The organism is Stenotrophomonas sp. YJH_SMC_48-3 (assembly GCF_059369375.1).
Genome location: NZ_JCAFSQ010000005.1, coordinates 177,596 through 190,150, shown reverse-complemented (window position 1 = coordinate 190,150; position 12,555 = coordinate 177,596). Strand labels below are relative to the sequence as shown.

General features: G+C 67.0%; 11 protein-coding genes. 8 read left to right on the top strand and 3 right to left on the bottom strand.

The window, feature by feature from the left end; genetic code table 11:
• Positions 1 to 6 precede the first annotated feature (6 nt).
• From AC5P65_RS10135 to AC5P65_RS10100, 8 genes are all read left to right on the top strand, one after another.
• Complete coding sequence (locus AC5P65_RS10135) at positions 7 to 1,959, top strand: sialate O-acetylesterase (protein ID WP_111098454.1); 1,953 nt, start codon at positions 7 to 9, stop codon at positions 1,957 to 1,959.
• A 53-nt stretch (positions 1,960 to 2,012) separates the two neighbouring features.
• The gene (locus tag AC5P65_RS10130) at positions 2,013 to 3,707 is read left to right on the top strand and encodes a glycoside hydrolase family 43 protein (RefSeq protein ID WP_111098453.1); all 1,695 of its coding nucleotides are present in this window, start codon (positions 2,013 to 2,015) and stop codon (positions 3,705 to 3,707) included.
• Entirely contained in the window at positions 3,704 to 6,397 is a 2,694-nt protein-coding gene (locus AC5P65_RS10125) for a glycoside hydrolase family 3 protein (protein WP_111098452.1), read from the top strand. The genes AC5P65_RS10130 and AC5P65_RS10125 overlap by 4 nt, the downstream gene beginning before the upstream one ends.
• 59 nt (positions 6,398 to 6,456) lie before the next feature.
• Complete coding sequence (locus tag AC5P65_RS10120) at positions 6,457 to 7,941, top strand: MFS transporter (RefSeq protein ID WP_134734834.1); 1,485 nt, start codon at positions 6,457 to 6,459, stop codon at positions 7,939 to 7,941.
• Positions 7,942 to 7,957: 16 nt separating this feature from the next.
• Positions 7,958 to 8,995 carry a glycoside hydrolase family 43 protein gene (locus tag AC5P65_RS10115; RefSeq protein WP_021202407.1) on the top strand — a complete coding sequence of 346 codons (1,038 nt, stop codon included), beginning with the start codon at positions 7,958 to 7,960 and terminating at the stop codon, positions 8,993 to 8,995.
• Positions 8,985 to 9,830, top strand: a complete 846-nt coding sequence (locus AC5P65_RS10110) for an aldose epimerase family protein (RefSeq protein WP_495215555.1) — start codon at positions 8,985 to 8,987, stop codon at positions 9,828 to 9,830. The genes AC5P65_RS10115 and AC5P65_RS10110 overlap by 11 nt, the downstream gene beginning before the upstream one ends.
• A gap of 210 nt (positions 9,831 to 10,040) precedes the next feature.
• Positions 10,041 to 10,490: a BLUF domain-containing protein gene (locus tag AC5P65_RS10105; RefSeq protein ID WP_031269501.1), complete on the top strand. Its 450-nt coding sequence runs from the start codon at positions 10,041 to 10,043 to the stop codon at positions 10,488 to 10,490.
• A 260-nt stretch (positions 10,491 to 10,750) separates the two neighbouring features.
• The gene (locus tag AC5P65_RS10100) at positions 10,751 to 10,984 is read left to right on the top strand and encodes a metallothionein (RefSeq protein ID WP_111098449.1); all 234 of its coding nucleotides are present in this window, start codon (positions 10,751 to 10,753) and stop codon (positions 10,982 to 10,984) included.
• A gap of 25 nt (positions 10,985 to 11,009) precedes the next feature.
• Here AC5P65_RS10100 and AC5P65_RS10095 read toward each other — a convergent pair whose 3' ends face one another.
• The 3 genes from AC5P65_RS10095 to AC5P65_RS10085 all read right to left on the bottom strand — a co-directional run bounded on the left by AC5P65_RS10095 (position 11,010) and on the right by AC5P65_RS10085 (position 12,490).
• A complete protein-coding gene (locus tag AC5P65_RS10095) occupies positions 11,010 to 11,561 on the bottom strand; it encodes a cysteine hydrolase family protein (RefSeq protein WP_019659724.1) in 552 nt (183 codons plus the stop codon).
• Positions 11,562 to 11,564: 3 nt separating this feature from the next.
• A complete protein-coding gene (locus tag AC5P65_RS10090; RefSeq protein WP_021202411.1) occupies positions 11,565 to 12,203 on the bottom strand; it encodes a DUF6766 family protein in 639 nt (212 codons plus the stop codon).
• Between the two features lie 98 nt (positions 12,204 to 12,301).
• Positions 12,302 to 12,490 carry a hypothetical protein gene (locus AC5P65_RS10085; protein ID WP_019337695.1) on the bottom strand — a complete coding sequence of 63 codons (189 nt, stop codon included), beginning with the start codon at positions 12,488 to 12,490 and terminating at the stop codon, positions 12,302 to 12,304.
• Between the last annotated feature and the right edge of the window lie 65 nt (positions 12,491 to 12,555).

Genomic DNA, 12,555 nt, shown 5'->3' with positions numbered 1-12,555 from the left:
CTGTTGATGATGGCTGCGGCAGTAGTGGCGATGCCGGCCGCGGCGCGGGAGACGACGGGACTGCTGCATCCGCTGTTCAGGGATCACGCCGTCCTGCAGCGTGACCGGCCCATTGCCGTCTGGGGACACGCAAGCCCTGGGCAGCCGGTTTCCGTGACGTTTGCGGGGCAGGCGGTGAGCAGCCGGGCGGACGCCGCAGGCCGCTGGCAGGCGATGCTGTACCCGGTCGCCGCTGGCGGTCCCTACACGCTGGAGGTAAACGACGGAACGCGCCGGCAAACGGCGCGCGACGTGCTGGTCGGCGACGTGTGGCTGTGCTCGGGCCAGTCGAACATGGAACTGCCGGTGTGGCGCTCGCTCAACGCAGCCAGCGAGATTGCCGCAGCCACGATGCCACGGATCCGGCTGTTCACCGTGCCGCAGGAGGGGGCCGCGCAGGCACAGGAGAGCTTCAAGGGCGACCCTGCATGGACAACGGCAACCCCCGACAGGGTGCGCGACTTCTCCGCAGCCTGTTTCTATTTCGCGCGCGAGCTGCAGCGCACGGCTGCCGTGCCGATGGGCTTGATCCAGGCGGCGTGGGGTGGGTCCCGGATCGAGGCCTGGACCAGCGCGGGCGCGCTGCGCGGGCAGGGCGGCATGGACGAGCCCCTGGACATCCTTGCTCAGTCTGCCCACGACCCGCAGGAGGCACATGCACGCTGGGGTCGCTACTGGCAGCACTGGTGGGCCTCACGCGAGGGCGCACTGTCAGGTGACGCACCATGGCGCGCGGATGCCGATGACCGCGGATGGTCCCGCGCACCGGCCACACTGGGCGCATGGGAGCGGTGGAACGAGCCCGCACTTGCCGACTACAACGGCATGGTCTGGTATCGCACGCAGGTGATGCTGAGCGCTGAACAGGCCGCACGCGGCGCGACCCTGGAGCTGGCATCGGCCGACGAGGTGGACGTGACCTGGGTGAACGGGGTCGCCGTCGGCAGCCAGTACGGCGCCGGCGAGAGGCGCTACCCGTTGCCACATGGCCTGCTGAAGGCAGGATCCAACAGCATTGCGGTCAACGTGCTGGACACCTACGGCGAAGGCGGCCTGGCCGGTCCTTCAACGGCACACGGCCTGCAGTTCGATTCCGGCGAGCGGGTGCCACTGCAGGGACCGTGGATGTATCGGGTTGCGCCGGGCCAACAGGCGCCGCCATTTGCCCCGTGGCAGGCGGCCACCGGGCTGTCGACGCTGTACAACGGAATGATCGCACCGCTCGGCGGTTTCGGGCTGCGCGGCATGCTGTGGTACCAGGGTGAATCGAACACCGGTGATGGCGCGGCATACGCGGCGCGGTTGCGTGCGCTGCGCGACGATTGGCGGCGTCAGTTCGGTGCACGCACGCCACTGCTGCTGGTACAACTGGCCGGCTACGGCCAGCCGCCGGCTGCGCCCGCCGACAGCGGCTGGGCGCAGGTGCGTGAGGCGCAGCGGCGCGTCGCGGCCGAGGATGCGCAGAGCGGTCTTGCCATTGCCATCGACATCGGCGACGCCTACGACATCCATCCGCCGAACAAGCAGGAGCTCGGGCGCCGCCTGGCGCGCGTGGCGCGCCATGTGGTGTACGGCGAGCAGGATCTGACACCGTCAGGTCCGCGGGCGGTCACGGCCGTGCGGACGCCCGCGGGCGTGGCCATCGCGTTCGAGGATGTCGAAGGCGCGCTCACCGCGACCGGCGCACTGCGTCCGATCGGCTTTGAACTGTGCGAGGCCAGGGGCCATACGCGCCACTGCGAGTACGCCGATGCCGGACTGGATGCGCGCCGGATCCTGCTGCGCGGCCCGCTGTCCACGCTCGCAACGCATGTGCGCTACTGCTGGGCCGATGGCCCGGTGTGCACGCTGCGCGACCGCAGCGGGGCGCCGGCCGGCCCGTTCGAACTTCCCATTGCCGAAGCCGAGGCCCGACGATGATGACGTTGTCCAAGCAGTCCCCTCTGGCCCGCGACAGGGCCGGCCTGAGGTCGATGGCGCGCCACCTGCTGGGGGCGTTGTTCCTGCTGTCGGCCGCAACCACCCGGGCCAGCGCGCCGCCGGATGCTCCGCCGGTGTACTTCGACTGGTTCGAGTACCGCGGCAATGACCAGGCGTTTGAAGTCCCGCTGCCGGCCGGCCACTACCGCAATCCTGTCCTGGCCGGCTTCCATGCCGATCCCAGCGTCGTGCGCGCGAACGGCCGGTTCTATCTGGTCAATTCCAGCTTCACCTACTTCCCGGGCATTCCGGTGTTCGAAAGTGGCGACCTGGTGCACTGGAAGCAGATCGGCAATGTGATTGACCGCCCCACGCAGCTGGATTTCGACGGACTGAGCGTCTCGCGCGGCATCTTCGCGCCCACCATCGAATACCACGACGGCACGTTCTACGTAACCACCACCGCCACCGACAGCGGTGGCAACTTCATCGCCACCGCGCGCGACCCGGCCGGGCCGTGGTCCGATCCGCACTGGCTGCCCGGCATCGATGGCATCGATCCATCACTGTTTTTTGATGACGACGGCAAGGTGTACCTGATCAACAACGATGCACCGCCCGGTCCGCCGCGCTATGACGGGCACCGCGCCATCTGGATGCAGCAGATCGATCTGGCGGCGTTCAAACCGGTCGGGCCCCGCCGGGTACTGGTTGATGGAGGCGTGGAGCCGGCGAAGAATCCGATCTGGATCGAGGGACCGCACATCTACAAGCGGGAGGGATGGTATTACCTGTCTGACGCTGAAGGAGGCACCGGGCCGCAGCACTCGCAGGTGGTGCTGCGCAGCCGCGCGGTGTGGGGGCCCTACGTTCCCTATGCGGGCAATCCGATCCTGACCCAGCGCGAACTCCCGGACGACCGTCCGCTTCCGATCACCAATGCCGGCCACGCCGACCTGGTCGAAGGCCCGGATGGCTCGTGGTGGGCGGTGTTCCTGGCCAGCCGCAACTATCAGAAGCGCCACTACAACACCGGGCGCGAGACCTACCTGTTGCCGGTGCGCTGGCAGGATGGCTGGCCGCAGATCCTGCCGACCGACCAGGCCATTCCCTACGTGGCCAAGGCGCCGTCATGGATGCAGGGCGAGGCATCCCAGGCCCCGTCGACCGGCAATTTCGTAGCGCGCGACAATTTTGATGGCCCAGCGCTCGATCGCCAGTGGCTGCGCGTGCGCGTGCCCAGGCATGCCTGGGCAGACCTGCACAAGCGCCCCGGCATGCTGGCCGTGCACCCGCTCGCCGAGGATCTGGACACGCTGCGCAATCCGGCGTTTCTCGGCCGGCGCCAGCAGCATCTGCGCTTCGAGGCGAACACCGCGATGACCCCGCCAGCTTCCGGAGTTGCCGCCGGTCTGGCGGCGTTCCAGAGCGAGGCGTACTGGTACTTCCTTGGCGTTCGGGACCTTGGCGGGGGGCGCCTCTCGCTCTTCCTCGAAGCGCGCGACGGTGGCCGCAGCACGCGGACGCTGGCCAGCCGTGAAGTACCGGTGCCTGCAGCACTGCGCCTGAAGATTGCCGGCAACGAGGGCAACTATGCGTTCTCGTTCGACACTGGCGATGGGCAGGGCTGGCAACTGCTCGCAGGCGAGGTGGACGGCACCGTCCTGAGTACGGACCGGGCAGGCGGCTTCGTGGGCGCACTGCTGGGTCCTTTCGCGCGCGACGAGCGCAACGGGAGAAGCAAATGAGGCTGTCGATTTCGTCCAAGGCCCGCCGCCATACCTGGCGCGGTGGGATCGCCCTGTTCGTACTGACCTGTGTGGCGGCCGCCGCGTCCGCGGCTGCGCCGCGGCCCTGGCTGGACGTTTCGGCCAGCTTCGAGCAACGGGCCGCGGCACTCGTCGCGCAGATGACGCTGGAAGAGAAGGCCGCGCAGATGCAGAACGCCGCGCCGGCGATCGAACGGCTGGGGGTACCCGCCTACGACTGGTGGAACGAGGGACTGCACGGCGTCGCACGGGCAGGGCAGGCCACGGTGTTTCCGCAGGCAATCGGCCTGGCCGCGACCTTCGATGTACCGTTGATGGGGCAGGTGGCCACGACCATCAGCGACGAGGCCCGCGCAAAGCACCACCAGTTCCTCCGCGAAGGCGCGCATGGCCGTTACCAGGGCCTGACCTTCTGGTCGCCGAACGTCAACATCTTCCGCGACCCACGCTGGGGGCGCGGACAGGAGACCTACGGCGAGGATCCCTACCTCACCGCGCGCATGGGCGTGGCCTTCGTACGTGGCCTGCAGGGCGACGACCCCGTCTACCGCAAGCTGGACGCCACCGCCAAGCATCTGGCCGTGCACAGCGGACCGGAGGCCGACCGCCATCACTTCGATGCACGGCCCAGCCGGCGCGACCTGTATGACACCTACCTGCCGGCGTTCGAGGCGCTGGTGAAGGAGGGCGAAGTGGATGCGGTCATGGGCGCCTACAACCGCGTGTACGGCGAGTCCGCCAGTGCCAGCCGTTTCCTGCTGCACGATGTGCTTCGACGCGACTGGGGTTTCAAGGGCTACGTGGTCTCGGACTGCTGGGCCATCGTCGATATCTGGAAGCACCACCGTATCGTCACCACGCGCGAAGCCGCTGCGGCGCTGGCGGTGAGGAACGGCACCGAGCTGGAATGCGGCCAGGAGTACGCCACATTGCCCTCGGCCGTGCGCCAGGGGTTGATCAGCGAGGCGGAGATCGACGATGCAGTGACCCGCCTGTTCACCGCACGGATGCGCCTGGGCATGTTCGACCCACCGGAGCGGGTGCGCTGGGCGCGCATTCCCGCCTCGGTGAACCAGGCGCCGGCCCATGATGCGCTCGCGCTCAAGGCCGCGCAGGCATCGCTGGTGCTGCTGAAGAACGACGGCATCCTGCCACTGTCGCGCAACACCAAGCGCATTGCCGTGGTTGGCCCCACCGCCGACGACACCATGGCGCTGCTCGGCAACTACTTCGGCACACCGGCCGCGCCGGTGACGATCCTGCAGGGCATACGCGAGGCGGCCAAGGGCGTTGAAGTGCGTTATGCGCGCGGCGTCGACCTCGTGGAAGGCCGTGACGATCCCGGCGCCACACCGCTGATCGAGCCGACCTACCTGCGGCCCTCGGCGGACTCGCCCGAGCGTGGCCTGCGCGGTGAGTACTTCCGCACGCCCGACCTGTCCGGCACTCCGGCACTGGTGCGTACCGACGCGCAGATCGGCTTCCGCTGGGACCGCGGCTCGCCGACCGACAACCTGCTGGCACGCGGCGAAGCGGCACCGGGGCAGGGGATTCCCAACGACCGCTTCAGCATCCGCTGGAGTGGCCAACTGCTGCCCCCCGTGTCCGGCCGTTACCGGCTGGAGGTGGCCGGCGATGATGGCTACCGCCTGTATCTGGACGGCAAGCGCGTGATCGATCACTGGGTGAACACGGATCGCCTGCATGCCGAGGGCGTCGAACTGGACCTGCAGGCCGGGCGTGCCTATGCGCTGACACTGGAGTACTACGACGACCAGCGCGATGCGGGCGTGCGCCTTGGGTGGCGCATGCCCGGCGCCAAGGCGCCCTTCGACGAAGCGCTGGATGCAGCACGCGATGCCGATGTGGTGGTGTTCGTCGGTGGCCTCACCGGCGATGTCGAAGGCGAAGAGATGACGGTCAACTACCCGGGCTTTGCCGGTGGCGACCGTACCGACCTGCGGCTGCCCGCGCCGCAGCGCACCCTGCTGGAGGCCCTGCACGGCACCGGCAAGCCGGTGGTGATGGTGCTCACCGGTGGCTCGGCCATCGCCGTGGACTGGGCGCAGGCGCATCTGACGGCGATCCTGATGAGCTGGTACCCGGGGCAACGCGGCGGCACCGCTGTCGGCCAGGCGCTGTTCGGCGACGTCAATCCCTCTGGCCGTTTGCCGGTCACCTTCTACAAGGCCGGCGAAGCGATGCCGGCATTCGACGACTACGCCATGGAGGGCCGCACCTATCGCTACTTCCGCGGCACGCCGCTGTATCCGTTCGGTCACGGTCTGTCGTATACGCGGTTCGACTATGGAACGCTCCGCCTCGATGCAGACAGCCTCCGCGCCGATGGCCGCCTGGGCGTGGCGGTGGATGTGACCAACGCGGGCACGCGCAGCGGTGACGAAGTGGTACAGCTGTACGTGCGGCGCGAGCACGCTGGCAGCGGCGACGCCGTGCAGGAACTGCGTGGCTTCCAGCGCGTCCAGCTGGCCCCGGGCGAACGCCGCACGGTGACGTTCACCCTGGAGGCGGCGCAGGCCCTGCGCCACTATGACGAGGCGCGTGCGGCGTACGCAGTGCAGCCCGGTGCCTACGAGGTCAGGGTGGGGGCGTCCAGTGCCGATATACGTGCGCGGGGCAGGTTCACCGTGGTGCCCGCGCATGACTGATCGCACCCGCCGGCATCGATTCCCCTTCGACCAGATTCCTTTTCAAGGATGTCCGCTGCATGGCAAGCACTGAACACGCGCTATCGGTACGCGAGAAGCTCGGCTACAGCCTGGGCGATCTCGCCGCCAACCTGATCTTCCAGACCCTGATCACGTACCTGGCGTTCTTCTACACCGACGTCTACCGCCTGCCAGCTGCCACCGCGGCCACGATCATCTTCGTGGTCGGCCTGCTGGGTGCGTTCGTGTTCACGCCGTTGATCGGCATCGCGGCTGACCGAACGTCCACCCGCTGGGGCCGCTTCCGCCCATGGATCCTGTGGACAGCCATTCCCTTTGGCGTACTGTCACTGCTGGCGTTCAGCACCCCGGACCTGGGCGAGCGCGGAAAAGTGATCTATGCACTGGCCACCTACGCGCTGCTGGTCTGCGTCTACGCCGCGAACAACCTGCCGTACTCGGCGCTGAGCGGCGTGCTGACCGGCAGCATGGCCCAGCGCAACAGCCTCTCGGCCTACCGCTTCGTGGCTGTGATGGTCGCGCAGTTCATCATCCAGGTGCTGCTGATGCCGCTGGTGCTGATCCTGGGCGATGGCGACCGGGTGCGCGGCTTCGAGCAGGTCATGACCGCATTCGCCATCATCGGCACGGTGTTCTTCCTGATCACCTTCGCCACCACCCGCGAACGCATCGTGCCGACGCGCGAGCAGACCGGGGGCGTACTGCAGGACCTGTCGGACCTGCTGCACAACCGCCCGTGGCAGGTGATGCTGGCCCTGACCGTGCTGGTATTCATCAACCTGGCGCTGAAGGGCGGCACCTACATCTATTACTTCCAGTACTACATGAGTGAAGCCGCGCTGGCCGGCTTCCTGGACGGCTCAGGCTTCAACGGCCTGATCAGCGCCTTGAATGCTGCCCTGGCCAGCGCCGGCTTCGCGGCGTTCACCTGGCCGAAGGACGCGGCCACCTCGGCGTTCAGCCTGTTCAACGCGTGCGGCATCCTCTGCATGATCCTGGGCATCGGCGCATCACGACGGCTGGCGGATCGCTTCGGCAAGCGCGACGTCTTCGGTGGCGCCCTGTTTGTCTCGACCCTGTTCCTGCTTGCCTTCTACCTGTTTCCACCCACGGGCGTGGCGGTGGCCTTCGCTGCCTTCATGCTGCATGGCTTCTGCTATGGCATCACCATCCCGTTGCTGTGGGCGATGATCGCCGACGTCGCGGACTACTCGGAGTGGAAGAACCATCGGCGGGCGACCGCGATCATCTTCTCGGCGATGCTGTGCGGACTGAAGATCGGCCTCAGCGTCGGAGGCGCGCTGGTCGCGGCCATCCTTGCGCACTACGGCTACCAGGCAGGACTGGCGCAGCAGCCTGAGGGCGTGGTGCAGGGCATCCGCTTGACCGTAAGCGTCTACTGCTCCCTTCCTTTCCTGCTCGCCGTGGCGCTGCTGTTCTTCTACAGGATCGACAAGCGCACCGAGACCCGCATCGAGCAGGACCTCCACCTGCGTCGCCGTTCCGCCGACGCTTCCGCGTAAGGCCAAGATGACAACCATGATCGACCTCCATGCCGGCGAAGACGGCCAGGCCAGCGAAGCCCGTCTTGCGCAGCTCACCGCACACGCCATTTCGCAACCGCTGGTGACCCACATCTACACCGCCGACCCTTCGGCGCACGTGTTCGAGGGGCGCCTGTACATCTATCCGTCGCACGACATCGACGGTGGCCAGCCGTTCGACGACGAAGGTGGCCACTTCGGCATGCAGGATTATCATGTGCTGAAGATGGATACGCCCGACAGCACGGCCGTGGATTGCGGCATGGCGCTGCACGTGCGCGACGTGCCCTGGGCGCGGAAACAGATGTGGGCCCCCGATGCCGCCTGCCGCGATGGCCGCTACTACCTGTACTTCCCGGCCAAGGACGCCGAGGGCCGGTTCCGCATCGGCGCGGCGATCGGCACGCGGCCGGAGGGCCCGTTCGTGCCCCAGCCGGAGCCGATCAAGGGCGCGTACTCGATCGACCCTGCCGTGTTCGAAGACGAGGATGGCAGCCACTACCTGTACTTCGGCGGCATCTGGGGCGGGCAGCTGCAGAAGTATCGTGACAACCAGTACAGCGAGGCCCACGAGGAACCCGAGGGCAGCGCGCCGGCCCTGGGGCCGCGCGTGGGCCGCCTGGACGCCTGCATGACCGAGCTGGCCGAACCCACCCGCGAAGTGCAGATCCTGGATGAGCATGGCCAGCCGCTGCGTGCGGACGACCATGCGCGCCGCTTCTTCGAAGGCCCGTGGCTGCACAGGTACCAGGGTCGCTACTATCTGTCGTACTCCACTGGCAACACCCATCAGCTGTGCTACGCCATCGGCGACAGCCCGTATGGCCCGTTCACCTACGCCGGCGTGATCCTCACCCCCGTGGTCGGTTGGACCACCCACCACTCCATCTGCCAGTTCGAAGGGCAGTGGTACCTGTTCTATCACGATGCACTGATGTCCGGCGGCATCACCCACCTGCGCTCGGCCAAGTGCACACCGCTGCACATGGAGCCGGACGGAAGCATCCGCACGATCAATCCGTATGGGGCCTGAGCGCATGCTGCCGGTGGATGATGCGCTGGCCCCGCTGCCGGCCGGTGAACTGCACTGGCTGAGATGCGGCGAACTGGAGGTTGCGCTCGCCGCAGGGGCGGGCGGGCGCGTGGCGCACCTGCGTTACCGGGGCGTGGAGTGGCTGGCGGATCCACAGGAGGGCGGGGCGGCTGCGATCGCCTGGGGCTGCTACCCGATGGTGCCCTGGGCCGGGCGCATCCGCCATGGAACGTTCTGCTTTGACGGCAGGCCGCATCGGCTGCCGCTCAACTTCGACGGGCATGCCATTCATGGGTTGGGCTTCTCGCGACCGTGGCAGATCGACCGGCTGGATGCGGCGGCAGCCAGGTTGTCGCTGGCGTTACCGCGCGACGGCTACTGGCCCTTCGGTGGCATCGCCATGCTGGACCTGCAGCTGCAGGCTCACGCCCTGCAGATGCGCCTTTCGGTACAGGCCGGCGAGCAGGCGATGCCGGCGGTGCTGGGCTGGCATCCCTGGTTCCGGAAGCCTGACGGGCTGCTGTTCACGCCTCGTGCGATGTACCCGCGGGACGGGGAAGGTATTGCCATGTTGCCCTGTGTGGATCCCACTACCGGTCCCTGGGATGACTGCTTCATCGCCGACAGTGACATCACGCTGATACGCGGAGGCCAGCGCCTGCGGCTGCGCTCGGACCACGACCATTGGGTGGTCTACGACGGCACGCCGCACGCCACCTGTGTGGAGCCCCAGAGCGGTCCGCCGGACGGCTTCACGCTGGCGCCGCACCGGCTGGAGCCCGGCCAGCGCCTCGCGTTGAAGTTCGACCTGGCGTGGGCATCGGACAGGGCGTGAGCCTGGCACTGGCATGCGTCTCCCCGAACCTGCGGTGCCGGCACAGGAGGACGACCGGCTGCGGATCCTGAACACGCCGAGGAAAGGTGCACCGCTGGTCGGATAGTGGCGATCGGATCACGGAATACACACGATGGGAACATCCCAGGTCCTCGGATGGGCTACGGTGAGGCCATCGGAATCTGGGGGGATTCGTCACAGGAGCAACCGATGCCTATCAGGGCAGTGGTATACGTCAGCGAAGCCAGCCCAACTGTTGTGGGCGACAACGGGCGCAAAGAGGGCAACAGGCTGGACCAGCTGGTCGACGACGCCGCACGTTTCAACCGGGACGCCGGCGTTACCGGGGTGCTTCTCTTTGATGGCGGGCGGTTTCTCCAGTACATGGAGGGACCGGAGGATGGGTTGCGGGTGGCGTACGCGCGTGTGCTGGGCGCAACCAGCCACGCAGGGCTGGTGGAGCTGCAGCGGGGCAGGGTGGGCAACCGGCGCCTGCCGTTCTGGCCGATGCGCTGGCTTCCGGTAGATCCCGGGCAGTTGAAGTCGCTGGCCCACGCGGACTGGGTCGGCTTCGTGCAGCGTGGCGATACGTCGGCCGGTGGGCAATCGGCAATGGATCTGCTGGTGGGACTGGTGGAGCCGTACGCCCTTGCCGCATAACGCAAGGGGATTGCCAACGTACGCTACGGGCGAGCAGTCATCTCCTGCAGTTCCAGTCAACCCGCACTGCCCGCGCTCACTGCATCGTGCAGATCATGCTGGCGTGCCGGTTCATTGGACGGGTCCGGACGGACGATGCAGGGCAGGTGCCATGCCGCTCTCCGCGTGAAGATCCTGCACAGTCGTGACACGGTCCTTTCACTGCCGCCGACATCCGTGATGGCCACACTGCAGGCTCCTTCCAGAGCAGGAGGTGCCCGATGGCTACCTGTGATGTCTGCGGCAACGACTACGACAAGAGCTTCACCGTACAGCAAGGCGGGCGTAGCGGCACGTTCGATTCGTTCGAATGCGCGATCCATGCGTTCGCCCCGCGCTGCGCCCACTGCGATTGCGCCGTCATCGGACACGGTGTCGAGGGAAACGGCCAGATTTTCTGCTGCGCACATTGCGCCGGTCATGCCGGTGTAAAGGGTGTCGCAGACCGGGCTTGAGCCGGATACTGCTCCATCCCGCTGGTCATGCCGGCACCAGAGAAGCAATTCGTGCCACCCGGGCTGCTCCCGAATCGGCGAGCAGCGCCATTGCCCGCTGTTTCTGTGACGGCATGCCCGCCACGGCCTCCCTTGCCAGGACGACGTCGAACTCCCTGGCGTTGGCGTCCAACGCGGTTGCCAGCACACACGAATCGGCTGTCATCCCGCTGAGCCAAAGTCGGCGCACGCCCAACTTGGCCAGCAGGACCGGCAGCGGGGTGGCGAGGAACGCCGAGTGCTTGGGCTTGAGTACAAAGTAGTGATCGGGCAGGGGCGAGAGCAGCTCGGCTATCCGCCCGGCTGCGCCCCCGTCCCGCCTGCATTGCGCAACCTGTTGTCGGAAGTCACGCTTCCAGTCGGAGAAATTGTCATTGGCATAGATGACCGGCCACCTGCGGTCATCGAAGTGGTCTCTCAAACGCCGGATCTGTCTGGCCGCCCGCTCCGCAACGGGCGCAAGATCCTGCGCGCCGGGGAAGTCGAAACGGCTGAACATGTCGATGATCAGCAAGGCCGTCGATGGATCCTGTCCCATGGCTCAATCACCTGTCTGTGCGTGCGGGGCCTCGACCGGCTTGGACTGCGGTGAATCCTTCTGGCGCAGGAAGATCGTCAGTACAACCAGGGACAGCACGGCGAGAAATTCGCTCTGCCAGTTCTGCATCGATTCAAACCAGAATGTGCTGCTGGCCAGGTGCTGCAGGAAGCCGGGTGCGGGCAGGCCCCGCAACAGCTGCTCGGCCTGCTCGGCTCGCCAGCTTCCCAACGCATGCAGCGTGAAGCTCAACAGGAACAATAGCCCGAAGGCGATTGCAAGCGAATGACCGTACAGCACCTTCCAGACGCCGCCACGCCTCACCGGCCAGGGCGTAGGTCCTGGCTCGACGCGGCTCTGCTCCTGTGCAGGATCCAGCGGCCGCGATTCAGCCGAGCCACGCTGGCGAAGGGTGACGGTCAGGAGAACATACATGCCCATCTGCAGGAATTCGCTCTCCCAGTTCTCGAATGTGGCGCTGACGAAGTGGCCGGTCGCCAGGTAGTGCCATAGATCGATCGGCGCGCGCCCGTGCTGCGTCAACTCCTGGTTGTGGACATGGTGCCCCGCAACTGCCTGCCCAACGATGAACACGACGGTGAGTGCAAGCAGCACCAGCGAGAGACCGTTGCGTTTCCACATGCAACACCTCGATCAGCTGTTCCAGAGACCGTGCGGAAGCATGCGCGGGCAAGAGGGCAGGGCTCGTGATCACTGCGCATCGAGGATGTGAGGCGGGCTCAACGCTTGCCTGTCGGGTCAGGATCCGGGCGCTCGTAGTCTTCAGGTACCGCCTTGGGGCCGTCCCCATCGTCGGGCATGTCGTGGTCCTTCCACCTGGCCTGGTCGTTGCGACGCTTGTCCGGCGTGTGGGCCTTCGACTGATCGTCCACGTCCGTGGTTGGATTGAAAGGCAACTTGTCGTTCATGAGCAGCTCCTGCGGCGAGAACCTGAAGCCTGCACCGCGCCGGGTTAACGCCACGACGCCGCGGA